This is a genomic window from Agrobacterium sp. OT33 (genome assembly GCF_017313365.1).
In the GTDB taxonomy this organism is placed as follows: Bacteria; Pseudomonadota; Alphaproteobacteria; order Rhizobiales; family Rhizobiaceae; genus Agrobacterium; species Agrobacterium rhizogenes_A.
Map to the genome: position 1 here is coordinate 400,286 of NZ_JAFLMZ010000005.1, position 23,778 is coordinate 424,063.

Genomic DNA, 23,778 nt, shown 5'->3' on the forward strand with positions numbered 1-23,778 from the left:
TTTATTAGGGATATTCGATTTAACGCAAGCATTTATCGCGCAAGCCGCCGGATTGCGCGATAATTCATGGATTTCGCCGATGGATGCCGCTTACCAGAGCTTCACGTGGCGGTTGACATCCTTGTAGAGCAGGTAGCGGAACCGGCCCGGTCCGCCCGCATAACAGGCCTGCGGGCAATAGGCGCGCAGCCACATGAAGTCGCCCGCCTCAACTTCCACCCAGTCCTCGTTCAGCCGGTAGACCGCCTTGCCCTCCAGCACATAAAGGCCGTGTTCCATCACATGGGTTTCCATGAAAGGAATGGTCGCGCCCGGCTCGAAGGTGACGATGTTGAGATGCATGTCGTAACGCACGTCTTCGGGATCGATGAAGCGCGTCGTTGCCCATTTGCCCTCGGTATCGGGCATGGCCGACATGGCGATCTCATCCTCATGCGAAAAGATCGCCGGCGGCGGCGCAAGCCCGTCAACCACCTGAAACGCCTTGCGAACCCAATGGAACTTGACGGGTGCCTTGCCGGAATTTTTGACCTGCCAGGAAGAACCGGCCGGCAGGTAAGCGAACGAGCCCTCCCGCAGCGCATGTTGCGCGCCCGCGAACGTTACGGTCATCTCGCCTTCGACGACGAAGATCGCCGCCTGCGCCCGCTCGTCCGGCTCCGGCCGCTCACTGCCGCCACCGGGCTGCACTTCAACGATATATTGCGCGAAAGTCTCGGAAAAACCCGTCATCGGTCGGGCGATGATCCAGGCCCGCGTGCCGGTCCAGTGCGGCAGCACGCTCGTCACGATATCGGACATCACGGTCTTGGGAATGACCGCATAGGCGGTCTTGAAAACAGCCTTGCTCGACAGCAGTTCCGTCTGCCCCGGCAGACCGCCCATATCCGAATAATATCTCTTCATTTCAGCCATTCCATTCTGCAACGCATCAGGCGCGGATTCTTAAGGCCGCGACGGGGTTTAATCAAATGGTTATTGGCGAAGGGGCGAGTGACGGAATGGGGCACGACGTCGCCCCGCCTTTCTTCTCCCCGCCGGGGAGAAGGTGGCTCGAAGGGTCGGATGAGGGGGCAACGTCAACGATAGACCGCACCCTCGCCCCCCTCATCCCGCTGCCGCGACCTTCTCCCCGACGGGGAGAAGAAACACGCGGCACGCGCTCGTTCCCACGAAGGAACAACGGGCGCGGCTTTCTATCTCACGCCTTCTTACGCATCGTCGCATAAACGATATTGTGGTTTTCGCCGAAGAACACCTCCGCCTCGATACTTGCAGGATCGGCGCTGGCATTGACGATCCGCCACATATCCGCCTTCGAGCGCAACAGCAGCGCCCAGTTCATGAAGGTCTCCATATAGCCGTCGACGACGATATCCTCGGAGAAGTTGGCAAAGAGGAACATGCCGCCGGGCTTGAGCATCTCCATGCAGCGCCGCGTCAGCTTGATCGCCACGCGGTCGTTCAGATAATCGTAGAGGCCGGCGGCATAGACCAGATCGAAGGTGCCGAGTTCCTGCGTGCGTAGGACGATGTCACGCACCGAACCGTCGATCGCCTCGACACCGCGGCCACCGAAATCGCGGGTGACGGAACCGACGCTGAGGGGGTCCTGATCGAGCGCCACCCAACGCCGCAGCTTCCCCTCCTTCAGCGCGACCGAAGCATCGGCCTCGCGCAGGTGACCGGAGGCGATGGTGAGGATTTCCGTCTCCGTCCCGTGCCGCGCGGCGGCCTCATCGACGAAACGTGTCAGCAGATCCCGGCGCTCGCGCACGGCAACCGAGGAACTGGCATCCCTTGTATAATCGTAAAGTGCCGCCCCGAGCGGCGAGGCGTTCGCCACCAGCTCGGCAACGCTGTCGTGACCATAGATGAAATCGAGCAGCTGGGCATCGCCCGAATACCCCCTCGGCTTTTCGAACGACCACCGGGTGAAGGGATCTTCGAGAAACCGTTCCGAAACGGAGTGATTCTGCACCAGCGGAATCAGTTCCGCCCACACGCTTGAGTGGAGTTTATCTCTTAGACCATGCAGTGCGCCCGCCGTTCGATGTATTATCTCACGTGCTGAAACGCCATTGTCGAATTGCTGCTGTGCCAATTCGAGAATGATGGCCACCTCTGCTTTCGCAACTGCGAAATGCTCATCGAATGTTTCCGTTCTGCGCGCAAAAATCTCTTTTGCGACAGTATCCGGGGTGATCAGACTTGCCCCGTCCAGATTTTTCTTCTTTACCCGCACCACTTCAGCCTCCAGTATTAACACATTGTTAACTATACGTTTCTGGGAGACGGAAGGCCACTCGCTTTCGATTTTTGAGCGGTGTAGGGATAGATTAGTACATTAGCGTATTTTTTTGGTCACACTCTTGGGCAGAGGAGAAAGCAAATACGCGGTTTAGCGAAACTTAATGTTGCGAACGTATGATGCGTTCTTCCTTTCCATGTTCTGCCAAGGCATCGGCAGAGATTGGCAGGAACCCGCACCGGGCGCGAAAGCACACGGAAAAGTGGAATAAGCAGTTACTTGATAAAGTATACGCAACACTATGGGAAAGTGCATGAGGCACACATTGGGAGAGGTGGGTGGACAGCAGGATGATCGGCGGCCGGACTCCCGGTTTTCTGATGAGCTTCTTGCCCTCTACCAGCAGGAAGGCGAACGCAGCCGCCGTGGCTCCATCCGACAGGGCCTCTGGACGGCCGTTTTCATCTATCTGCTGTTTGCCATCACCGACATCATTCTGATACCCGATGTTGCTCTTTACGCCATCATCGCCCGCCTGCTCGTGGCCCTGTCAGCACTGCTGACGCTGGAAATACAGCTGCGCAGGGGCGCCAGCACGTCAGCGCTGGACCTCACCTGCGCGGCGGCGCTGGTGATGGGCTATATCGGCTGGCTGCTGCCGTCGCTCTTGACCGACAATCTCGAAAACATGTCCTATTACATGGTTTTCGGGACGATCTTCATGATGGGCGCCAACCTGTTCTTCACGTTCCGCTTCCATCTGTCGCTCGTGTCTTCCGGCATCATTCTCGTCACCTATTTTCTGGCGGTGATGCAGTTTCCCGAAGATGTGTTCTACAAGCTGGCCTTCGGCACCTTCTATATTTCCTGCTTCGTCTTCACGTCCTATGTGAACTGGAACCTGAACCGGGAACGCTATCACGTCTTCCTCAACGGACTGGAAGCCAAGGCCCAGCAGAAGGCGGCGGATGAACGCGGCCAGGCGCTGCTGCGGCTTTCGAATACGGATTCCCTGACGGGCCTGCAAAACCGCCGCTCCATCGACCATCATCTGCGCCTGCTGTGGGACAACTGGAGCAAAAAGGAGGAGGGTTTTGCCGTTCTCCTCATCGATGTCGATTTCTTCAAGAAATATAACGACCGCTACGGCCACCAGGAAGGCGACAAATGCCTGGTGACGGTGGGCAACGCACTGCAGGACGCAATCTCTGGACAGGGTGCCTCCATCGGCCGTTATGGCGGTGAGGAATTCATCGTGCTCGCCCCCTTCCGCTCCAAACAGCAGGTTGGCGAGCTTGCCGAAACGATCCGCCACACGGTCGAGGACCTGTCGCTTGCCCACGACCAGCGCCGGGACGGCACCTTCGTCGTCACCGTCAGCATCGGCGCCTCCTTCACCCGCCCCAATCCGGACGGCAAGCTGGAGAAGATCATCAACGAGGCCGACCGCGCGCTCTATATCGCCAAGGGCAATGGCCGCAACTGCATGAAGCTGTTCGATCCGGACGATCCGCAAACCAGCGACGAGACGGAAAACATCGCGGCTCTTCTGAAGATCGCCATTGCGGAAAACCTCATTTCCCTCGTCTACCAGCCGATCCTCAATGTCTCGACCAATGAAACGCCGGGCGCCGAAGCGCTGATGCGGCTTCGCCTGCTTGACGGCAGCGCCGTCTCGCCCGGCGTCTTCATCCCGATCGCCGAGCGTACCGGCACGATCATGGAACTCGGCCTCTGGACCATCAAGACCGTCTGCAAGCAGATCCTGGCCGATGACCGGGTGGGCGTGGTCAGCGTCAACGTATCCCCCATGCAGCTGAAAAATCCGGGCTTTGCCACCTCGGTTGCGGCAATCCTCGTCGAGGCCGGCATCGCCGGCAACAGGCTCGCCTTCGAGATCACCGAAGGTCTGGATATGGAGATGCATTCGGATGTGCTGCGCTGCCTGAACGACCTGAAAACGCTCGGCATCAACATCTGGCTCGATGATTTCGGAACGGGTTTTGCCGGCCTTTCCTGGCTGCGCATGACCGATTTCGACACCGTCAAGATCGACCGCTCCTTCCTGCACGACAGCAACACGCCGCGCGGCCGGGCAATGCTGCAGGACATGATCCGCCTCATCCGCAATCGCGGCCACAAGATCCTTATCGAAGGCGTGGAGACGGAAGAGCAGCTGCGGCTGGTGCGCCAGCTGGAGATCGATTATGCGCAGGGCTATTATCTCGGACGCCCGGTTGTCGCCGAAAGGCTGGGGGCGGCGAGAGCCCCCTATCCGCGTCCGAACATGCTGCTGCGTCCCGCCTGACGGGCCGTAGCCCCTGCCTTAATGATAGGCGGGCGGCACGATCGAGAATTTCGACGCCAGTTCGGAAAAAGCCGTGCGGGTAACGGGATCGACAGGCGCGCCTTCCCTTTCCCGTCTTGCCGCCACCGCCCATTCCCGGTCGCCCGGCGCCATGACCTTGCAGTCCTGCCGCACCGGCGAGCCGCGCAGCACTTCGAGATAACGTTTCATGCCCTCATCGAACACTTCGCGTTCAAGGAAGGCTTCCGGCTTCAGCGCCAGAACGAAGGCTCCAAGGCCACGCGGCGTGGAAAAATCAGGGCCGCCCATGGGATCTATATCGAAACTGAGCTTCATGCCGCTGAGAACAGCGCTGAAAATCTCCACCATGCCCGCCAGTGCCGCCCCCTTGAAGCCGAAAGCGCCACCGAGCGGTGCCAGCATTTCAACGGCATGGGGGTTCTGCGTGTCGATGCCGTCACCGTCAGATGCGACACCATCAGGCAATTGCTGTTCGAGGCTGCGGTAAAGCAGAACGCGATTATAGGGCACGGCACTGGTGGCCATGTCCAGCAGCCAGGGCATGTCATCCGCCGCCGGTACACCCACGGCAATCGGATTGGTGCCGTGAAAGCGCATCGCGCCATCATGAAGGCGCACGAAACTGTCGGAATTGCAGAAGGCAAGGCCGATATAACCCTTCCGCGCCGCCTCAAGCGCATAGGCGCCGGCGGGGCCGAAATGCGAGGAATTGCGGATCGCCACCGCGCCGATGCCGAATTTTTCGGCCAGCGCCATGGCATTGTCCATCGCCGCATAGGTGGCGCGGGCGCCGTGGGCATGGTCGGCATCGATCGTCTCCACCGCGCCGAAGCCGGAGACGCGGCGGATCTGCGGCCGCCGATTGAGACGTCCGCCTTCAAGGGCGGTGATGTAATGGGCAAGCAGGCGCACGCCGTGGCTGTCGACGCCGAGCCTTGTGCCATGCATCATGGCGCGGGTTGCGGCATCGGCCGTCTCGTCATCCGTGCCGGCGGCGAGGAAGACGCTGCGGCAGAACCGCTCCAGCTCATCCAGCCTTGCAAGAACGGCGACGTTTTCATTGCTGTGCGACATGCGGGGAACCCTCCCGATTCCAGAATCCATGCCGCACAGGCTATTCACGGAGCGCGTTTTTGCAATCGAATATCGCGTCCCGAATAATCAATCAGTCGTCCGCGCCCATCGCATCATAGGGATCGCGCTCACCGGCGATGATGGCGCGCTTGCCGACATGGTTCGCAGGGCCGACAATGCCTTCCTGCTCCATGCGCTCCACCAGCGAGGCGGCGCGGTTATAGCCGACCGACAGGCGGCGCTGGATATAGGAAGTCGAGCACTTCTTGTCGCGCATCACCACCTTGACGGCCTTTTCATAGAGATCGTCGCTGTCGTCATCGCCCATCGAAGTCTTGTCGAAGACAGCCGTATCCTCTTCCGCCTCTTCATCCGCGTCTTCAGTGTCTTCGGTGACGGTGCCGAGATATTCCGGCCGGCCCTGGGTTTTCAGATGCGCCACGACCTTTTCCACTTCCTCATCCGATACGAACGGGCCGTGGACACGGGCGATGCGGCCGCCGCCCATCATGTGCAGCATATCGCCCTGGCCGAGCAGATGCTCCGCGCCCTGTTCGCCAAGGATGGTGCGGCTGTCGATTTTCGACGTCACCTGGAAGGAGATGCGGGTCGGGAAGTTCGCCTTGATCGTGCCGGTGATGACATCGACCGAAGGACGCTGCGTGGCCATGATGAGGTGGATGCCGGCGGCACGCGCCATCTGCGCCAGGCGCTGGATCGCCCCTTCGATCTCCTTGCCCGCGACCATCATCAGGTCGGCCATCTCGTCAACGATGACGACGATGTAAGGCATGGCCGTAAGGTCCATTTCCTCCTGCTCGTAAACAGCCTCGCCGGTGGCGCGGTCGAAGCCGGTCTGCACGTTGCAGAACACCGTTTCGCCCTTGGCGCGGGCAGCGGCTGCCCTTGCATTATAACCGTCGATATTGCGCACGCCGAGACGCGACATCTTGCGATAGCGGTCTTCCATTTCGCGCACGGCCCATTTCAGCGCCATGACCGCCTTTTTCGGATCGGTAACAACCGGCGTCAACAGATGCGGAATGCCGTCATAGACCGACAGTTCAAGCATTTTCGGATCGACCATGATCAGGCGGCACTCTTCCGGCTTCAAACGGTAGAGCAGCGACAGGATCATGGTGTTGATGGCAACCGACTTGCCGGAACCGGTGGTGCCGGCGACCAGCAGATGCGGCATCTTCGCCAGTTCGGCGATGACGGGTTCGCCGCCGATGGTCTTGCCGAGGCAGAGCGCGAGCTTCTGGCGGGTTTCGGCATAGTCGTTCGCTTCGATCAATTCGCGCAGATAGACCGTTTCGCGGACCGGGTTCGGCAGTTCGATGCCGATGACATTGCGGCCGGGCACGACGGCGACACGGGCCGAGAGCGCCGACATGGAGCGGGCGATATCGTCAGACAGGCCGATGACGCGCGAGGATTTGACGCCGGGGGCGGGTTCGAACTCGTAAAGCGTCACGACCGGGCCGGGGCGGACATCGATGATTTCGCCCTTGATGCCGAAATCCTCAAGCACGCTTTCCAGAAGCCCGGCGCTCTGTTCCAGCGCTTCGGGCGTCATGGTCGTGGTCTGCTGGACGCGGGCTTCCTGCAGGAGATCGATGGAGGGATATTGATATTCTCCCTCGGCAAAGACCGGCGCTTCGCGGAACATCGGCTGCGAAGCCTGGATGGGTGCGCGTGGCGTGAAGCGCGGCTCTGCCGTTATTCTTTCCGCCGGCTGGGCCTGCTCGACAGGCAGCTGCGGCTCGATGACCACAGGGGCTTCCGCCACCGGCGGCTGCACGATTTCCTGTTCAACGACCGGAATAGTGGCGGGGACGACGGCCTGACGCACACCGATTTCCCGATAAAGCCGGATCGCCGAGCCACCCGGCACCGTGACGACAGGCGGTTCCGACGACAGCACGACAGCGGCGGCCGGCAACACGGAAACAGGCTGCGCCTGCACAGGGTTCGTCAGAGCGGGATTTACGGGTAGCGGCCCAAAATCGGCGCGCAGATAGGCGGGAACGGTCTCGCCGGCATCACCCGGCAGATCGAGCGTCATGACTTCCCAGAAAAGCTCGTCCGGCAGATGCGCGGCAAAGGCGGGAATGGACGCACCCGGCGCAACGGCCTGGGCGGCAGCGACCGGCATCTCGGCGGGTTGCGGCTGAAAAGCGGAGAATATCCGCTGCTGCAACGGTGCGTCCGCCACCATGGGCGCGGTCGTGCCGGCATGGGCCGGCGCCTGAGTGACGGCAGCGGCTTCCTCCGCCTGCTTGCGGGCAAGCTCCAGCCGCAATTTATAGGTCAATGCCCTGGCACCCCGCGCATCCGGCGGCTGCGGCAGGAACGGCATGCGCGGTGGCGGCACACGCTGCTCCGCCGGCTTTACGACTGGCGCAGAAGGGGGAACCGCTTCCGGCTGCACGGCCTGCTGCTGCATCACGGCCTCCGGCTCCGCCGTTTCAGGCGGAACGACAGCAACCACGTCGTCCTCGGGAATATTGGGGGTCTCGACCGGCATCCGCCGCGCAAAAGCGCTTTCCGGCGTGCGGGTGAAACGGACATTCGGGCCAAGCACGAAAGCATTCTGCCAGCCGGGCATCTCCGCACGGCCTTCAATGGCGTCGGCTGCGCTGACGTCGGCATTCGGCCGGGGTGCGACACCAACCTTCGTCACCATTGCCTGCTGCGCGGCAGACGGCTGGTCGCCGGCATGACGAGCCTTCTCGCTCCCCTCCCCTGCGCTATTGGACGAATTCTGGAATCTGGATCGGGAGAAGCTCATGGCAGCGTGCACACTCATCATAAACGTACATATTTCGGTCTCCCTGAAATAAAAAATAAAGGTTAATTACCCCTTTCCAAACGGGCTGCCGCCGGCAGATTTTCGCGTGACCGGAAGGTATGCAGAAGCACCTCCCACCGCCGCAGGCGATGATCAAATCATTGATTTTTATTTCTTAAATCGTCTTTTTTCGGAGACTTTCAGCCATCCCAGCAACGGGGAAAAGCAGATTGCCGCCGGTAAAGCATATTGTTTCTGCAAATGCGCCCGCAACGTAAAATCATTGCTGTAAAGGGCGCGAATTAACGTGGACACTGCCGAGGTTGCAGTCTTAAGATCGGCGTGCCGCGGGCCAAGCGGAAAAGCCCGCCTCGCCCTCATTTCCGGAGTGAAATTCATGTCGCCTGTCCAGCTTTCCCGCCGCTCGCTTCTCAAGACCTCGCTTGCTCTTGCCGCAACCACGGGACTGGCGGGAATTGCCGCAGCACAGGAGAAATCCGGCGGGCGGCTGATCGTCGCGGCCGATTCGGAGCCGAAAAACCTCAACCCGGCCATCGTCGCCTCCAATGGCGTGTTTTATATCGCCAGCAAGATCGTCGAGCCGCTGGCGGAAGCCTCCTTTAATGGCAAGGACGGGCTGGAGCCGCGGCTTGCGACCGAATGGCAGGGATCGGATGATGGCTTGAGCGCCACCTTCAAGCTGCGCGAAGGCGTGACCTGGCATGACGGCAAGCCGTTCACCTCGGCGGATGTGGCCTTTTCGGCGCTTTCGGTGTGGAAACCATTGCAGAACCTCGGGCGGCTGGTCTTCGCCAATCTTGAGAAGGTGGAAACGCCTGATGACCACACGGCCGTCTTCCGTTTTTCCAAGCCGACGCCGTTCCAGCTCATCCGCAATGCTTTGCCTGTCGTCACCAGCGTCGTGCCGAAACATCTCTATGAAGGCACCGATATCGCCACCAATCCGGCCAATACCAAACCGGTCGGCACCGGGCCTTTCGTTTTTGCCGAATACAAACCCGGCGAATATTACCGCCTGACCCGCAACCCGAATTACTGGGGCAAAGACCAGCCGCAGCTCGAGGAAATCATCTATCGCGTCCTGCCGGACCGTGCGGGGGCAGCCTCAGCGCTGGAAGCGGAAGAAATACAACTGGCCGCCTTCTCCGCCGTGCCGCTGGCCGATCTTGCCCGCATCGCTAAACAACCGGGCATCAAGGTAATCGCTGACGGCTACGAGGCGCTGACCTATCAGCTGGTGGTGGAAATCAACCACCGCCGCAAGGAACTGGCCGACCTCAAGGTCAGAAAGGCCATTGCCCACGCCATCGACAAGAAATTCGTCATCGACAAGGTGTTCCTCGGTTATGCCACGGCATCGACAGGTCCGGTGCCGAAAAACGCCCCTGAATTTTATACCGGCGATGTGGAGACCTATGATTTCGACGTCGCCAAGGCCAATGCCCTCTTGGATGAGGCAGGTTATGCGCGCGGACCCGATGGCAAACGTTTTGCGCTGAAGCTTCTGCCTGCGCCCTATTTCAACGAAACCAGACAATTCGGCTCCTATCTTCGACAGGCGCTTCAGGAAATCGGCATTGATGCCGAGCTGGTCAATAATGATGCCGCAGCACACCAGAAGGCGGTCTATACCGACCACGCCTTCGATCTGGCCGTTGCTCCCCCGGTGTTCCGTGGCGATCCGGCAATCTCCACCACGATTCTCGTGCGCTCCGGCATTCCAGCTGGCGTCGGCTTCTCCAATCAGGGCGGGTATGAGAACAAGGCGCTCGATACGCTGATCGACAAGGCGGCGGAAACCGTGGATACGGCTGCGCGCACCGCGCTCTACAAGGACTTCCAGAAACAGGTTACAGCCGATCTGCCGCTCATCAACGTCGCCGAATGGGGTTTCATCACGGTGGCGCGCGACACCGTCAAACATGTCGCCAGCAATCCGCGCTGGGCGGTTTCCAACTGGGCGGATACCGCGGTCGATAGCTGAGGCCGCGCCGTGAAACGTGCGACGTCTTTGCTGCGGCGAAGGGCGATCAGCGCCATTCCGGTGCTGCTGATCGTTCTCATCTTCACCTTCGCCCTGCTTGAAAATGCCTCCGGCGATGCGGTGGATGCCTATCTCGTTTCCATCGGCGGCGGCGATGCCGGGCTGCGGGATGCGCTGCGCGAGCAATATGGCCTCAACGGCTCGATGCTGGCCCGTTTCTGGCTTTATGCCAGTTCGGTGCTGCGGCTCGATCTCGGCTGGTCGCTTGCCTTTGACCGGCCGGTGCTGGGGTTGATCCTTGAGCGGCTGCCGAACACGCTTTTCTTGATGGGTAGCGCCACCGCTCTTGCCTTCATCACCGGCACCACGCTCGGTATCGTCGCCGGCGCACGCCCTGGCGGGTTGACCGACCGGGTGCTCTCCGCCTTGTCGCTCACGCTTTACGCCACGCCCGGTTTCTGGCTCGGCCTCGTGCTTGCCATCGTCTTTGCCGTGCAGCTTCGCTGGCTGCCGACGTCAGGCATAGAAACCATCGCCTCGGGCAAGCAGGGCTTTGCACGGGCGCTGGATATTGCCCGCCATCTCGTACTGCCGGTCGCCAGCCTTGGCCTCATTTATCTGGCGCTGTTCCTGCGCGTCATGCGCACCGCCATGGCGGCGGTCTGGCCGCTGGATTTCGTGCTGTTTGCCGCCTCAAAGGGGCTTTCCAGACGGCGCATCGTGCTGCGCCATGTTGCCCGCAACGCGGCGCTGCCGCTCATCACTGTGCTTGGCCTGCAGGCCGCAACCATGCTGGGCGGCAGCGTGGTGATTGAAAGCGTCTTTGCCATTCCGGGTTTCGGCCGGCTGGCGCAGGAGGCCGTCAGCGGTCGCGATACGCCGCTTCTGATGGGCATCATCCTCACCAGCGCCGTCTTCGTCATCCTCGTCAATCTCGCCGTCGACATTCTCTATTCCATTCTCGATCCGCGCATCGGCAGCGGGGAGAATGCGGCATGAATTTCGCTCTCCGGCTCCTGCGCAATTTCGAAGGGGTGACGGGCACCGTCATCCTGACATTGCTGGCGGTGATTGCGCTCTCCGCTCCCCTCCTGTTTCCCGGCGATCCGCTGGCGATCGTCGGCGAGCCGCTGATTGCGCCCTTTACGGATGCGGCCCTGCCGCTTGGCACCGACCGGCTGGGCCGCAATGTGCTGGCCGAACTTGCCCATGGCGCGCAGGCCTCCCTGCTCGTCGGCATGGGTGCCGCCGCCGCAGCACTTGTTTTCGGCACCGTCATCGGCACGATTGCCGGTTTTGCCGGCGGCCTTGTGGATGAGGCGCTGATGCGCGTCACCGATGCCTTCCAGATCGTGCCGAATTTCCTGCTGGCGCTTGCCTTTGTCAGCACCATCGGCCCCTCGATGCCGACAGTCATTCTGGCCATTGCGCTCGGCGCGTGGGCGGATCCGGCGCGGTTGATGCGGGCGCAGGTGCTGAGCATCCGCGAGCGGGACTATGTGCAATCCGCCCGCGCCATCGGCATGCATCCGCTGGAAATCGCCTTCCGGCAGATATTGCCCAATGCCCTGCCGCCGGTTCTGGCGCTCGCCGCCATCATCGTTGCCGCGGCCATCCTCACCGAGGCGGCGCTCTCCTTCCTCGGGCTTGGCGATCCCAATATCGTCACCTGGGGCACGATGATCGCGGAAGGACGCAACGTGCTCCGCTCGGCGGCGTTCCTGTCCGTCATCCCCGGCATCGGTCTGCTGGTGACCGTGCTCGGTGTCTATCTTTTCGGAGAAGGCATCAACCGGGCAATGGCGACGAGGAGGCAGGCGCCATGAGCGGCAACGCCCTTTGCCGGATTGACGATCTCAGCGTCCGTTACGCCGCGACCGATGCACCGGCGCTGCGCAAGGTTTCCCTGACGATACGGCAGGGGCAGCGGCTGGCGATCATCGGCGAAAGCGGCTCGGGTAAATCCACGCTCGGCAAGGCGATCGCCGGGCTTCTGCCGCAGGTGGCGCGGGTCTCGGGCGATATTTCCTGGAGCCGCGAAAGCGGCCTTTTCACCGGCAGGCCGGTGCCGGGGCGCGATATCGGCACGGTCTTTCAGGATACCGGCGCGACGCTGAACCCGGTCCTGACCATCGGCGAACAGGTGGCGGAAGGCGCGGTGCGCCATCTCGGCCTCTCATGGAAGGCGGCGCGCGATCTTGCCCGCGATCTTCTGGAAAAGGTGCGGCTGCCGCATCCCTCCCATCTGCTCTCCGCCTATCCGCACCAGCTTTCCGGCGGGCAGAGGCAACGCGTGGCGATTGCCGCGGCCATCGCGGCGCGCCCTTCGATCCTGATTGCCGACGAGGCGACGAGCGCGCTCGACACGGTAACCCAGGCGGCCATCGCCACCCTTCTCGATGATCTCGTGCGCGAGGAAGAAAGAACGCTTGTCTTCATCACCCATGATATCGGCCTTGCCTCCAGCCTTGCCGACGACATCGCGGTTTTAAGCGCCGGCGAGCTGGTGGAACACGGCCCGGCGCGGCGGGTGCTTTCCGCGCCCGCGCATGCCTACACCCGGGCGCTGCTTGCCGATTACCTCGATCTTTCGACCCCGCCGCTCGTCAGCGAGGCCGCGCCATGAATGAAACCCTTCTGAGCGTGGACGGCCTTTCCAAGACCTATCGCACCGGCGCAAGAACGGTGACGGCGCTCTCCGATATCTCATTTTCGCTCAAGCGTGGCGAGACGCTGGGCCTTGCCGGTCCCTCCGGCTGCGGGAAATCGACACTGGCCCGCATCCTGATGCGGCTGATCCCCGCCGACGAAGGCTCGGTCCGTTTTGAAAAACGCAACTGGTTCTCGCTTGGCGGCAGCGCATTGCGCACCGCCCGGCAGCAGATGCAGATGGTGTTTCAGGATACGCATGGCGCCTTCAACCCACGCGCCACCGTCGAGGACGCCATAGGCGAGCCGCTGCGCATTCACCGCATCGTTCAGAGACGCGAGCGCCCGGCGGAGATATGCCGCCTTCTCGAGCGTGTTGGCCTGCCCGCCGCCTATGCCGGTCGCTCCGTCTTCGAGCTTTCGGGCGGGCAGAGGCAGCGTGTGGCGATTGCCCGCGCCATTGCCCTCAAACCGTCGCTTCTCATCATGGACGAAGCGGTGTCGGCGCTCGATGTTTCGGTTCGCCGGCAGATTCTCGAACTGCTGGTGGAAATCCAGCGGGAAACGGCAATTTCCTGTATTTTCGTTTCCCATGATCTCGCCGTCATCCGCGCCGTCTGCCACCGTGTCGCGGTCATGGAGGCGGGTCGGATCGTTGAAATCGGCGGGACCGGAGCGATCATTTCCGCGCCGCAATCCTCGACCGCCAGAAGCCTGATCGACGCCGCACCGCGGCTCATCACCACCATGCAAGGATAAGACATGCCCGCCCCGGATTACGCATTGCTCCTCGACCCGCCCGCTTTCCCCGCCGAGCGTTACGCCGTGCTGGCCGACCGGCTGGCGGCCCTGATGGGCACAAAAAACGATGTGCTGCTGATACAGGCGGAAGCCGTGCTGGCGCTGGAAGCGGCGGCGACAAGTCTTGCGCGGCCGGGGCTGAGGGCGCTCAACATCGTCACCAGCCCCTATGGCGCATGGTTCGGCGGCTGGCTGGAACGGGGCGGCGCGACGGTGCGCAACCTGACGGCCAGCCCGGCAAAGCCGGTGACGCTGGCCGAGGTGGAACGGGCGCTGGATGACGGGCCGGGTTTCGATCTTCTCGCCATCGTGCATGCGGAATCGGCAAGCGGCATTCTCAACCCCCTGCCCGCCATTGCCGCGCTGGCGCAAGAAAGAGGCGTTATCACCCTGGTAGATGCCGTCGCCTCGATTGGCGGCCATGCCTTCGAGGTCGACAGGCTGGGCATTGATATCGCCGTCATCGGGCCGCAGAAGGCGCTGGCCGGCCCGGCCGGCATATCGGCCATTTCGGTCAGCCCAAAAGCATGGCAGCTGCTTTCGCACGACAGGGCACCCACCAATTCCATGCTCTCGCTTCTCGACCAGAAACAGCTCTGGCTGGATGCCGGCCGTGGCGCGTTGCCCGGAACGCCGGCGCCGCTGGAATTTTACGCGCTGGAGGCCGCGCTCGACAGGATCGAGGCGGAGGGTCTGCCAGCCGCCAATGAGCGCCACGAGCGCGCAGCGGCGGCCACCCGTCATGGCATCAGGGCACTCGGCATCGCCAACTGGGTGGAGGAAGCGCATTCCTCAGCCCTCGTTTCCACGGCGATCCTGCCGGATACTATCGAAGCCGGAGCGTTTCTCGCCGCTATATCCAGAGAGCATGGCGCGGATATTTCCGCCGGCGTCGGCCCCGGCGCGGAACGGCTGATAAGGCTCAACCACACCGGCCGGCGCGCGCATCCGCAGGCGGTGAAAGCCAATATCGCAGCCGTCTCAGGTGCCCTGAAAAACCTCGGCCATGCCACCGATACCGATTCCGCGCTGGAAGCGGCCGAAAAGAGCTATTCCGAGGCCGCTTCGAAAGAGGTTTGAGGGCACCGACAAATATTCATTGCGTGAAATCCGGCACCGGTGAAACGCCAATCACGACATTGTTGTTAAAAATAGTAGACAAATTCCGTGGCCAATCTTGACGAAATCATGGCAACGCGCGAAACTTAACACACCGTTAACTCGCGTGAAGAAGGGAACTGGCCATGGTAGCAGGGTTCAACATGCTCTCCTTTGACCTCTTTGGCATTGGCCGAAGAATGCCCGTCGTCAATGAGCGGGTGGAGACCGAGTTTCAGGACAAGACACCGCGCAGACCGGACGACGAACCGCATGATGACGACCGTGACCAGGAATATGAACTGTTCTTCTGGTCGCTTTATCCGGTGATCTAAATCACCCGCAGCGGCTCGACGGCATGAACCTTGCCAAGGACGGCAGGTTCATTCAATGATTGCCGCATGCCGTCTGGAAATGAAAAGAACTCTGCAAACAGAGACTTGTTGCTCCTGCGCCGCCTGCTGCGCGCCAGGGATCATATGGACGCGGCACCGCATGAGGCATGGCCCGTTTCACGCCTTGCAAAAGTCAGCGGTGCCTCGCAGGCGCATTTTGCAAGATCGTTCCGCGATGCCTTCGGCATACCCCCTCACCGCTATCTGCTGACCCGCCGGGTGGAGCGCGCCGTGGCGCTTTTGCGCGACACCGACCTTCCAGTCATCGATATCGCCCTGCAGACCGGCTGGAACAGCATCGGCACATTTGGCCGCGTCTTCCGCGATGTAACCGGGGAGAGCCCGAGCGAAGTGCGGCGACAGATGCGGCTTTCGCCTGCCGATCTCGAGCAGGTTCCCCATTGCTTCGTCAGCGCCGCCCATCGCCCCCATCTCACAATCGCAGTTTCGGAGAAGCGCCGACAGGCGAAAGGCGGTAGGCACGGTGAGTGAAAGGGAGATAGCTCATGAAAAATGGTGTTCAAGTCGTCGGGCTTTACGTTCATGACCAGGACGAGGCGCTGCAATTTTATGTCGAGAAACTTGGATTTCGTGTGCATACGGACGCACGCAACGGCGATTATCGCTGGCTGACCGTGCAGCATCCGGACCAGCCGGATTTCCAGCTCGGCCTGTTTCGGCCGCAGGCCCCAACCGTTGACGAGGCAACGGCGCAGGATCTGAACGAAGCCGTGGCCAAGGGCGCCATGCCGCCTTTGGTTCTGGTGGTCGAGGATTGCCAGAAGGCCTTTGACGCCATGCACAAGCGCGGCGTCGAATTCACCCAGGAACCGATCACGCGTTACGGCTCGGTGGATGCGAGTTTCCGCGACCCTTCCGGCAATGGCTGGAAGCTCGTTCAGGCCCGTTGAGGCAACCGTGTGTCACATTCCATCATGGATGCTTTTTCTCGGGGGCGACTTTGATCTTGCAAAAATGGATAAGGCAGAGCCATCGGTGGCTGGGCATTCTGCTGACCGTCACCATTCTGGCGAACTTCGCTTCGATGGCTTTCGGCCCGACACCACCGGTGTTCGTTTATGCCCCGCTTCTTCCGCTGACCTTGCTTGTCTTCAGCGGGCTGTACATGTTCTTCCTGCCTTATCTGGGAAAGCCGCTCTCCCCCTCGAAGGAGTAGGCGGGCGGGCAACGAGGCGCTGTATGCCTCACACATCGGGAACATTGCGGCGGTTTTGAAAACCGGTGCTTCATCGATGCCTGAAAATATTTCAGCCCCGGGACGACGCCCCGGGGCTGATTTTTAGCTGATTTTTAAAAGCGGCCGGCCGAAACGGCCTTGCCTTTAGTGGTTGTCGCGCGGCAGGCCCTTGGTCTGGGCGATGCGCTGGTACTTGACCGCCGGCTCCAGAACCGCGCCGGTTTCCATTTGGCTGACGATACCGCGCTGGATTTCCTGCCATGGGGTCTGGTGGTCCGGGAACTTGTAGCCGCCCTCAGCCGACAGCGCCTCGTAACGCTTGGCCAGTTCCTCGCCGGAAATCAGGATATCCGCCTTGCCACGGCCCACATCGATGCGGACGCGGTCGCCCGTCTGCAGGATGGCGAGACCGCCGCCGGCCGCCGCTTCCGGGGAAGCGTTGAGGATGGACGGGCTGCCCGACGTGCCGGACTGGCGGCCATCGCCGATGCAGGGCAGAGAATTGACGCCTTCCTTCAGAAGATAATCCGGCGCGCGCATGTTCACCACTTCCGCCGCACCCGGATAACCGATCGGACCGGCGCCACGCATGAACAGGATGGTGTTGGCGTCGATCTTCAGCGACGGATCGTCGATGCGGTGATGGTAGTCCTCCGGACCATCGAACACCACGGCGCGGCCTTCGAAGGCTTCCGGATCATCAGGGTTGGAGAGGTAACGGTTACGGAATTCTTCCGAGATCACGCTCGTCTTCATGATGGCGGAGGAGAACAGATTGCCGCGCAGCACGCGGAAGCCGGCGCGCTCCTTGAGCGGCTGCTCATAGGGGCGGATGACCTTCTCGTCCTCGATGATCGCGCCACGGCAATTGTCGCCGATGGTCTTGCCGTTGACGGTCATGGCGTCTTCCATGATCAGTCCCTGCGTCATCAGCTGGTTGACGACTGCGGGCACGCCGCCGGCATGGTAATAATCCTCGCCGAGATATTCACCTGCCGGCTGCAGGTTAACGAGCAGCGGCACGTCTTCGCCATAGGTCTGCCAGTCATCCACGGTCAGCTCGACGCCGACATGGCGGGCGAGACCGTTCAGGTGGATCGGCGCGTTGGTGGAGCCGCCGATGGCCGAATTGACGCGGATGGCGTTGATGAAGGCATCCTTGGTCATGATGTCTGATGGCTTCAGGTCTTCCTTGACCATTTCAACGATGCGCAGGCCGGTGAGGTAGGAAACTTCCTGACGGTCACGGTAAGGGGCCGGGATGGCGGCGGAGCCGGGAAGCTGCATGCCGAGCGCTTCGGCCAGCGAGTTCATGGTCGTTGCGGTGCCCATGGTGTTGCAATAGCCGGTGGACGGCGCCGACGAAGCGACGAGCTTGACGAAGCCCTGATAGTCGATCTCGCCCTTCGCCAGAAGTTCACGTGCCTTCCAGACGATGGTGCCGGAGCCGGTGCGTTCACCACGGAACCAGCCGTTCAGCATGGGGCCGACGGAAAGGGCGATGGCCGGAATGTTGACGGTGGCCGCCGCCATAAGACAGGCAGGCGTGGTCTTGTCGCAACCGATGGTCAGCACGACGCCATCGAGCGGATAGCCATAAAGCACTTCCACGAGACCGAGATAGGCAAGGTTGCGGTCAAGGCCCGCCGTCGGGCGCTTGCCGGTTTCCTGGATCGGATGGACCGGGAATTCGATCGCGATGCCGCCGGCTTCGCGGATGCCTTCACGCAGGCGGTTTGCCAGTTCCAGGTGGTGACGGTTGCAGGGCGAAAGATCCGAACCGGTCTGGGCAATGCCGATGATCGGGCGGTCGGACTGAAGCTCGGCCTGGCTCAGACCGAAGTTCATGTAACGCTCGAGATAAAGTGCGGTCATATCCGCATTGGCGGGGTTGTCGAACCACGCGCGCGAACGAAGTTTGCCCTGGGTTGCAGGCAGATTGTCGGATTTGGTCATGATGCAGGTCTCCAGCCGGAAGTGGCCAACGGTAAAATATTACGAAATGCGACAAGCTTATGTTGTGCGCAAGGAAAATGGAATCAGCTTTCGGAGATCACGCATAACCGACAGAGCCGGTCCAGACGAGTGGATCGGGGCCCTTCTTCGGCTTTAGCCGAATATTTTTCGGCATTTACGACGACAGCGGCATTGCGCAACGGTCTCTCCCTCCCTGCCTCTCCGGGTGGCGGCTGGCCTTTTGGCGCCGCACTCCGTTTCAAGCCAATCTATTTATTTGTATTACTATTAGATGTCATCTCTGCCTGTCAAGCCGGATCGGGGCCCGTTTCCGGTGTGTTTTCAGAGAGAAAAAAGACGGAAGAGATATATACAAGTCATTGATTCATTGGATTTTAAGGTAAAATCCCGATCAAACTGACATCGGGCAAATTGTGGGACCGGTAAAAAACCGCTTTTCAAGAGTATTACTATATGCTCATAGTGTCGGCGTCACGCTGACATCATCTCTGGGAGGATAAGATGAGAAAAGCTCTTGCGGCATTCACTGTCGCTGTTTCCGCATGCCTTGCATCCAGTGTTTCCGCACAATCGCTTACCGTCGGCTTCTCGCAGATCGGCTCGGAATCCGGATGGCGCGCGGCTGAAACCACCGTCACCAAACAGCAGGCCGAAAAGCGCGGCGTCACGCTGAAATTCGCCGACGCACAGCAGAAGCAGGAAAACCAGATCAAGGCCGTTCGCGGCTTCATCGCGCAGGGTGTCGATGCGATCCTGATCGCGCCCGTTGTCGCCACCGGCTGGGACGCCGTGCTGAAGGAAGCCAAGGAAGAAAAAATCCCCGTCATCCTGCTCGACCGCCAGATCGAGGCACCGGATGATCTTTACCTGACCGCCGTGACCTCCGATCAGGTGCACGAGGGCAAGGTGGCCGGTGACTGGCTGGTCAAGGATGTCGGCTCCAAGGATTGCAAGGTGGTGGAATTGCAGGGCACGACCGGCTCTTCGCCCGCCATCAACCGCAAGAAGGGCTTTGAAGAGGCCATCGCTTCCCACGCCAATATCAAGATCGTGCGCTCGCAGACGGGTGACTTCACCCGCACCAAGGGCAAGGAAGTGATGGAAAGCTTCATCAAGGCCGAAGGCGGCGGCAAGGATATCTGTGCCGTCTACGCCCATAATGACGACATGGCCGTCGGCGCCATTCAGGCGATCAAGGAAGCCGGCCTGAAGCCCGGAACCGACATCAAGATCGTCTCCATCGACGCCGTGCCCGACATCTTCAAGGCCATGGCGGATGGCGAGGCCAATGCGACGGTGGAACTGACACCCGATATGGCCGGCCCCGCCTTTGACGCGCTCGAAGCCTATCTGAAGGACAAGAAGGAACCGCCGAAGTGGATCCAGACGGAATCCAAGCTTTATACGGCATCCGATGATCCGATGAAGGTCTACGAGGCGAAGAAGGGCCTGGGGTACTAAGCCCTGTTTCGTGAGGGACGGCGCATGGTTTGCGCCGTTTCTTTCTGCTGAGGAGAGCGAAACCTCTCCGATTCAGTCTGCAGAATGATCGCGTATGGAGCGAGCGCGTGCCGCCTGCTTCTTCTCCCCGAGGGGGAGAAGAAAACCGCCGCTCCCGACGCGATCACTTCACCGAGACCCATTTCGATACGGAACTGCTCAATGTCCGAAACGGCACCACTTCTGGAAGCACGCGCCATCGGCAAATCCTTTCTCGGGATCACAGCGCTCGATGGCGTCGATTTTTCGCTCGGGCGCGGTGAAATCCACGCATTGCTCGGCGAAAACGGCGCGGGCAAATCGACGCTGATCAAGATCCTCACCGGCGTTTATCACCGCGACAGCGGTTCGATCTTTCTGGAAGGTAGCGAGATTTCGCCCACCAATGTCGGCGAGGCGCAGGCGCTCGGCATCGGCACGGTCTATCAGGAAGTAAACCTTCTCGAAAACCTGACGGTTGCCGAAAACCTGTTTCTCGGCCGCCAGCCGCGCCGCTTCGGGCTGATCGACCGCAGCGCGATGCAGAAGAAATCGCAGGCGCTGCTTGGCCAATACGGGCTTTCCATCGACGTCAACGCGCTTCTCTCCAGCTATTCCGTGGCCATTCGCCAGATCATCGCCATTGCCCGCGCCGTCGATCTTTCCGGCAAGGTGCTGGTGCTGGACGAGCCGACCGCCAGCCTTGATGCCCACGAGGTCGAGATGCTGTTCGGCGTCTTGAGAAACCTGCGCGCACGCGGCATCGGCATCGTCATCATCACCCACTTCCTCAATCAGGTCTATGATATCGCCGACCGGGTGACGGTGCTGCGCAACGGCCGCCTCGTCGGCACCCGCGATATCGGCAGCCTGCCCCGTTCCGAACTGATCTCGATGATGCTCGGCCGCGAGCTTCAGCACATCACCCATGAACATCAGGCAACAGAAGATACGGTTGCCGAGGGCGAGCCGCCGATCCGTTTCGAAGGTTACGGCAAACGCGGCAGCATCGCCCCCTTCGATCTCGGCATCCGCCCCGGCGAAATCGTCGGTGTCGCCGGGCTGCTCGGTTCGGGCCGAACGGAAACAGCCTTCCTGTTGTTCGGCATCGACCGGCCGGATACCGGAAAGGCTGTCATCGACGGCCAGACGGTGGCGATTTCTTCGCCGGAAGCCGCCATCACCGCCGGTTTCGGTTTCTGTCCGGAAGAGCGCAAGACCGATGGCATCATCGGCGACTTTTCCGTCACCGACAATATCGCGCTGGCGCTTCAGGCCCGGCAGGGTTGGGCCCGGCCACTGTCGCGCCGGCAGAAAGCGGAACTGGCCGAAAGCTTCATCAAGTCGCTCGATATCCGCCCGGCCGATCCCAACCGGCCGATCAAATTCCTGTCCGGCGGCAACCAGCAGAAGGCCATTCTGGCGCGCTGGCTCGCCACCCACCCCCGGCTGCTGATCCTCGACGAACCGACACGCGGCATCGATATCGGCGCGCATGCGGAAATCCTGAAAATGATCGAAAAACTCTGCAGCGAAGGCATGTCGCTCGTCGTCATCTCTTCGGAACTGGAAGAACTCACCGCCGTCGCACACCGTGTCGTCGTGCTTTCAGACCGCCGTCATGTCAGCGAGTTGAAGGGCGGTGACGTGACCGCCGACAACATCATGCGGGCGATTGCCGATGCGGCGAAAACGGAGGCGGCATGATGGCAGCAGTGACACGACGCCTGAAAAGGCTTGCGCCGCAGCTTGCCGCGCTCTTCATCATTCTGGCAGCGATAACAATCCTTTCGCCTGGTTTCCTGCATGTCTCGTTCCAGAACGGCCGGCTCTATGGCAGTCTGGTGGATATTCTGGTGCGTGCCGCACCGGTCGCGCTTTTGACCATCGGCATGACGCTGGTCATCGCCACCAAGGGCATCGACCTTTCCATTGGCGCCGTCATCGCCATCTGCGGCGCGGTCGCGGCCACGCTCATCAGCAATGGACATTCCATTCCCTCGGTCATCGTCATCTCGCTTGCGGTGGGCATTGCCTGCGGGTTGTGGAACGGCGTGCTGGTCGCCCTTCTCGACATACAGCCGATCATCGCCACGCTGATCCTGATGGTGGCAGGGCGCGGCATCGCCCAGCTTATTACCGAAGGCGTCATTCTCACCTTCAACAATGACAGCTTTTCCGCCATCGGTTCCGGCTCGTTCGCAGGCATTCCGCTGCCGGTCATCATCTGGGTTGCGGCGGCGCTCACGATCGGCCTTCTGGTGCGCAAGAGCGCGCTCGGTTTCCTGATCGAGGCGACCGGCATCAATCGCCGTGCCGCAGCGCTGGCCGGGGTGCGAGCCCGCTTCCTCTTGTTTTTCGTCTATGCGGTTTCCGGCCTCTGCGCGGCCATCGCCGGCATGATCGTCACCGCCGATATTCGCGGCGCGGATGCTAACAATGCCGGGCTGTGGCTGGAGCTGGACGCGATCCTTGCGGTGGTCATCGGCGGCACCTCGCTGAATGGCGGGCGTTTCTCCATCACCGCCTCGCTGATCGGCGCGCTGATCATCCAGACCATCAACACCGGCATTCTCGTCTCGGGCTTCCCGCCGGAATTCAACCTCATCATCAAGGCTGGCATCATCATGGTGGTGCTGACGCTGCAATCACCGGCGATCATGGCCGTCCTCGGTTTCGTGAAAGCGCCGAAGCCGCACGTCAAACCGACGGCCACCAATGGCATGACCAAGGAAGGAACCGCGCGATGATCCACAGCCGCAACCTGCCCTTCCTCACCACGCTGACGATCTTCGTGATCGCCTATCTTCTCTGCGTGCTGCAATATCCGGCGATCCTGTCGACACGGGTGATCGGCAATCTCTTGACCGACAATGCCTTCCTCGGCATCGCGGCCGTCGGCATGACCTTCGTCATCCTGTCTGGCGGCATCGATCTTTCCATCGGTTCGGTCATCGCCTTCACCAGCGTCTTCGTCGCCGTCATGGTCGGCACCTATAATATCCATCCGCTGCTGGCCTTCGCCATCGTGCTGGTGGTCTCGACGCTGTTCGGCTGCCTGATGGGGGCGATGATCCGTTTTCTGTCCATCCCACCCTTCGTGGTGACGCTGGCCGGCATGTTTTTGGCGCGCGGCGCGGCTTACCTTATCTCCACCCAGTCAGTGCCGATCTCGCATCCGTTCATCGATGCGATACAGGGCTTTTATTACCGTTTCCCCGGCGGCGGCAGGCTGACGGCGCTGGCCATACTGATGCTTCTCGTCTTTGCCGCCGGCATGCTGATCGCCAGCCGCACCCGCTTCGGCGCCAATATCTATGCGCTCGGCGGCAATCCGCAATCGGCGGAGCTGATGGGCGTGCCGATCGGCGCGACGACCATCGGCATTTATGCGCTGTCCGGCTTTCTCTCCGGCCTCGCCGGCATCGTCTATACGCTCTACACCTCTTCGGGCTATTCGCTGGCGACGGTGGGCGTTGAACTCGACGCTATCGCCGCGGTGGTGATCGGCGGAACCTTGCTAACTGGCGGCACGGGGCTGGTGGCAGGCACCTTCATCGGGCTCCTGATCCAGGGCTTGATCCAGACCTACATCGTTTTTGACGGGACGCTTTCCTCCTGGTGGACGAAAATCGTCATCGGTGTGCTGCTTTTCGTCTTCATCGTGTTGCAGCGCGCAATCATCTGGTATTCAAACAGGAGACTGGCCGGGCCACACCCGGCATAAC

20 protein-coding genes are annotated in these 23,778 nt (G+C 61.1%); 15 read left to right on the forward strand and 5 right to left on the reverse strand.

Annotated features, from left to right (window positions below):
- Window positions 1-90 precede the first annotated feature (90 nt).
- Window positions 91-915: a bifunctional allantoicase/(S)-ureidoglycine aminohydrolase gene (locus JZX88_RS14720; RefSeq protein ID WP_206914013.1), complete on the reverse strand. Its 825-nt coding sequence runs from the start codon at window positions 913-915 to the stop codon at window positions 91-93.
- Between the two features lie 286 nt (window positions 916-1,201).
- Window positions 1,202-2,248 carry a class I SAM-dependent methyltransferase gene (locus JZX88_RS14725; RefSeq protein WP_161991754.1) on the reverse strand — a complete coding sequence of 349 codons (1,047 nt, stop codon included), beginning with the start codon at window positions 2,246-2,248 and terminating at the stop codon, window positions 1,202-1,204.
- 316 nt (window positions 2,249-2,564) lie between these two features.
- Here JZX88_RS14725 and JZX88_RS14730 point away from each other — a divergent pair, with 316 nt between their 5' ends.
- Window positions 2,565-4,559 (forward strand): bifunctional diguanylate cyclase/phosphodiesterase, encoded by a 1,995-nt coding sequence (locus JZX88_RS14730; protein WP_110759932.1) that lies wholly within the window; start codon window positions 2,565-2,567, stop codon window positions 4,557-4,559.
- A gap of 18 nt (window positions 4,560-4,577) precedes the next feature.
- On the opposite strand, the gene JZX88_RS14735 is transcribed toward JZX88_RS14730, so the two are convergent.
- Complete coding sequence (locus tag JZX88_RS14735) at window positions 4,578-5,654, reverse strand: Ldh family oxidoreductase (protein ID WP_206914014.1); 1,077 nt, start codon at window positions 5,652-5,654, stop codon at window positions 4,578-4,580.
- A 91-nt stretch (window positions 5,655-5,745) separates the two neighbouring features.
- Window positions 5,746-8,469 (reverse strand): DNA translocase FtsK, encoded by a 2,724-nt coding sequence (locus JZX88_RS14740; protein WP_206914015.1) that lies wholly within the window; start codon window positions 8,467-8,469, stop codon window positions 5,746-5,748.
- Between the two features lie 376 nt (window positions 8,470-8,845).
- Here JZX88_RS14740 and JZX88_RS14745 point away from each other — a divergent pair, with 376 nt between their 5' ends.
- The 10 genes from JZX88_RS14745 (at window position 8,846) to JZX88_RS14790 (ending at window position 16,573) form a co-directional block, all read left to right on the forward strand.
- Complete coding sequence (locus JZX88_RS14745) at window positions 8,846-10,453, forward strand: ABC transporter substrate-binding protein (RefSeq protein WP_206914016.1); 1,608 nt, start codon at window positions 8,846-8,848, stop codon at window positions 10,451-10,453.
- Between the two features lie 9 nt (window positions 10,454-10,462).
- The gene (locus JZX88_RS14750; RefSeq protein WP_206914017.1) at window positions 10,463-11,452 is read left to right on the forward strand and encodes an ABC transporter permease subunit; all 990 of its coding nucleotides are present in this window, start codon (window positions 10,463-10,465) and stop codon (window positions 11,450-11,452) included.
- Window positions 11,449-12,279, forward strand: coding sequence for an ABC transporter permease (locus JZX88_RS14755; RefSeq protein WP_206914018.1), 831 nt, complete (start codon window positions 11,449-11,451; stop codon window positions 12,277-12,279). Before JZX88_RS14750 ends, JZX88_RS14755 begins: the two co-directional genes overlap by 4 nt.
- Window positions 12,276-13,079: an ABC transporter ATP-binding protein gene (locus JZX88_RS14760; protein ID WP_206914019.1), complete on the forward strand. Its 804-nt coding sequence runs from the start codon at window positions 12,276-12,278 to the stop codon at window positions 13,077-13,079. The genes JZX88_RS14755 and JZX88_RS14760 overlap by 4 nt, the downstream gene beginning before the upstream one ends.
- Window positions 13,076-13,861: an ABC transporter ATP-binding protein gene (locus tag JZX88_RS14765; RefSeq protein ID WP_206914020.1), complete on the forward strand. Its 786-nt coding sequence runs from the start codon at window positions 13,076-13,078 to the stop codon at window positions 13,859-13,861. The genes JZX88_RS14760 and JZX88_RS14765 overlap by 4 nt, the downstream gene beginning before the upstream one ends.
- Window positions 13,862-13,864: 3 nt before the next feature.
- Entirely contained in the window at window positions 13,865-14,983 is a 1,119-nt protein-coding gene (locus JZX88_RS14770) for an alanine--glyoxylate aminotransferase family protein (protein ID WP_206914021.1), read from the forward strand.
- Between the two features lie 164 nt (window positions 14,984-15,147).
- A complete protein-coding gene (locus tag JZX88_RS14775) occupies window positions 15,148-15,336 on the forward strand; it encodes a hypothetical protein (RefSeq protein ID WP_065117047.1) in 189 nt (62 codons plus the stop codon).
- A 105-nt stretch (window positions 15,337-15,441) separates the two neighbouring features.
- A complete protein-coding gene (locus tag JZX88_RS14780; RefSeq protein ID WP_236773684.1) occupies window positions 15,442-15,888 on the forward strand; it encodes a helix-turn-helix domain-containing protein in 447 nt (148 codons plus the stop codon).
- 14 nt (window positions 15,889-15,902) lie between these two features.
- A complete protein-coding gene (locus JZX88_RS14785; RefSeq protein WP_004438893.1) occupies window positions 15,903-16,307 on the forward strand; it encodes a VOC family protein in 405 nt (134 codons plus the stop codon).
- A 56-nt stretch (window positions 16,308-16,363) separates the two neighbouring features.
- On the forward strand, window positions 16,364-16,573 hold the full coding sequence (locus tag JZX88_RS14790; RefSeq protein WP_371741143.1) for a hypothetical protein: 210 nt from the start codon (window positions 16,364-16,366) through the stop codon (window positions 16,571-16,573).
- A gap of 165 nt (window positions 16,574-16,738) precedes the next feature.
- Here JZX88_RS14790 and JZX88_RS14795 read toward each other — a convergent pair whose 3' ends face one another.
- Window positions 16,739-18,550: an IlvD/Edd family dehydratase gene (locus tag JZX88_RS14795; protein WP_206914023.1), complete on the reverse strand. Its 1,812-nt coding sequence runs from the start codon at window positions 18,548-18,550 to the stop codon at window positions 16,739-16,741.
- Between the two features lie 522 nt (window positions 18,551-19,072).
- Between JZX88_RS14795 and ytfQ the strand changes: the two genes are divergently transcribed.
- The 4 genes from ytfQ to yjfF all read left to right on the forward strand — a co-directional run bounded on the left by ytfQ (window position 19,073) and on the right by yjfF (window position 23,777).
- A complete protein-coding gene (gene ytfQ / locus JZX88_RS14800) occupies window positions 19,073-20,032 on the forward strand; it encodes a galactofuranose ABC transporter, galactofuranose-binding protein YtfQ (RefSeq protein ID WP_065117051.1) in 960 nt (319 codons plus the stop codon).
- Window positions 20,033-20,233: 201 nt separating this feature from the next.
- Window positions 20,234-21,757, forward strand: coding sequence for a sugar ABC transporter ATP-binding protein (locus JZX88_RS14805; RefSeq protein WP_206914024.1), 1,524 nt, complete (start codon window positions 20,234-20,236; stop codon window positions 21,755-21,757).
- Window positions 21,757-22,800, forward strand: a complete 1,044-nt coding sequence (locus tag JZX88_RS14810) for an ABC transporter permease (protein WP_174030143.1) — start codon at window positions 21,757-21,759, stop codon at window positions 22,798-22,800. Before JZX88_RS14805 ends, JZX88_RS14810 begins: the two co-directional genes overlap by 1 nt.
- A complete protein-coding gene (yjfF, locus tag JZX88_RS14815; protein ID WP_206914025.1) occupies window positions 22,797-23,777 on the forward strand; it encodes a galactofuranose ABC transporter, permease protein YjfF in 981 nt (326 codons plus the stop codon). Before JZX88_RS14810 ends, yjfF begins: the two co-directional genes overlap by 4 nt.
- The last annotated feature ends 1 nt before the right edge of the window (window position 23,778 follow it).

What these genes read in the sequence shown, in the direction of transcription:
- yjfF (WP_206914025.1), top strand. Translation starts at nt 22,797, where the DNA reads ATGATCCACAGCCGCAACCTGCCCTTCCTCACCACGCTGACGATCTTC.
- JZX88_RS14770 (WP_206914021.1), top strand. Translation starts at nt 13,865, where the DNA reads ATGCCCGCCCCGGATTACGCATTGCTCCTCGACCCGCCCGCTTTCCCC.
- JZX88_RS14740 (WP_206914015.1), bottom strand. Translation starts at nt 8,469, where the DNA reads ATGATGAGTGTGCACGCTGCCATGAGCTTCTCCCGATCCAGATTCCAG.
- ytfQ (WP_065117051.1), top strand. Translation starts at nt 19,073, where the DNA reads ATGAGAAAAGCTCTTGCGGCATTCACTGTCGCTGTTTCCGCATGCCTT.
- JZX88_RS14810 (WP_174030143.1), top strand. Translation starts at nt 21,757, where the DNA reads ATGGCAGCAGTGACACGACGCCTGAAAAGGCTTGCGCCGCAGCTTGCC.
- JZX88_RS14745 (WP_206914016.1), top strand. Translation starts at nt 8,846, where the DNA reads ATGTCGCCTGTCCAGCTTTCCCGCCGCTCGCTTCTCAAGACCTCGCTT.
- JZX88_RS14735 (WP_206914014.1), bottom strand. Translation starts at nt 5,654, where the DNA reads ATGTCGCACAGCAATGAAAACGTCGCCGTTCTTGCAAGGCTGGATGAG.
- JZX88_RS14720 (WP_206914013.1), bottom strand. Translation starts at nt 915, where the DNA reads ATGGCTGAAATGAAGAGATATTATTCGGATATGGGCGGTCTGCCGGGG.
- JZX88_RS14765 (WP_206914020.1), top strand. Translation starts at nt 13,076, where the DNA reads ATGAATGAAACCCTTCTGAGCGTGGACGGCCTTTCCAAGACCTATCGC.
- JZX88_RS14730 (WP_110759932.1), top strand. Translation starts at nt 2,565, where the DNA reads ATGAGGCACACATTGGGAGAGGTGGGTGGACAGCAGGATGATCGGCGG.
- JZX88_RS14775 (WP_065117047.1), top strand. Translation starts at nt 15,148, where the DNA reads ATGGTAGCAGGGTTCAACATGCTCTCCTTTGACCTCTTTGGCATTGGC.
- JZX88_RS14805 (WP_206914024.1), top strand. Translation starts at nt 20,234, where the DNA reads ATGTCCGAAACGGCACCACTTCTGGAAGCACGCGCCATCGGCAAATCC.
- JZX88_RS14760 (WP_206914019.1), top strand. Translation starts at nt 12,276, where the DNA reads ATGAGCGGCAACGCCCTTTGCCGGATTGACGATCTCAGCGTCCGTTAC.
- JZX88_RS14795 (WP_206914023.1), bottom strand. Translation starts at nt 18,550, where the DNA reads ATGACCAAATCCGACAATCTGCCTGCAACCCAGGGCAAACTTCGTTCG.
- JZX88_RS14785 (WP_004438893.1), top strand. Translation starts at nt 15,903, where the DNA reads ATGAAAAATGGTGTTCAAGTCGTCGGGCTTTACGTTCATGACCAGGAC.
- JZX88_RS14755 (WP_206914018.1), top strand. Translation starts at nt 11,449, where the DNA reads ATGAATTTCGCTCTCCGGCTCCTGCGCAATTTCGAAGGGGTGACGGGC.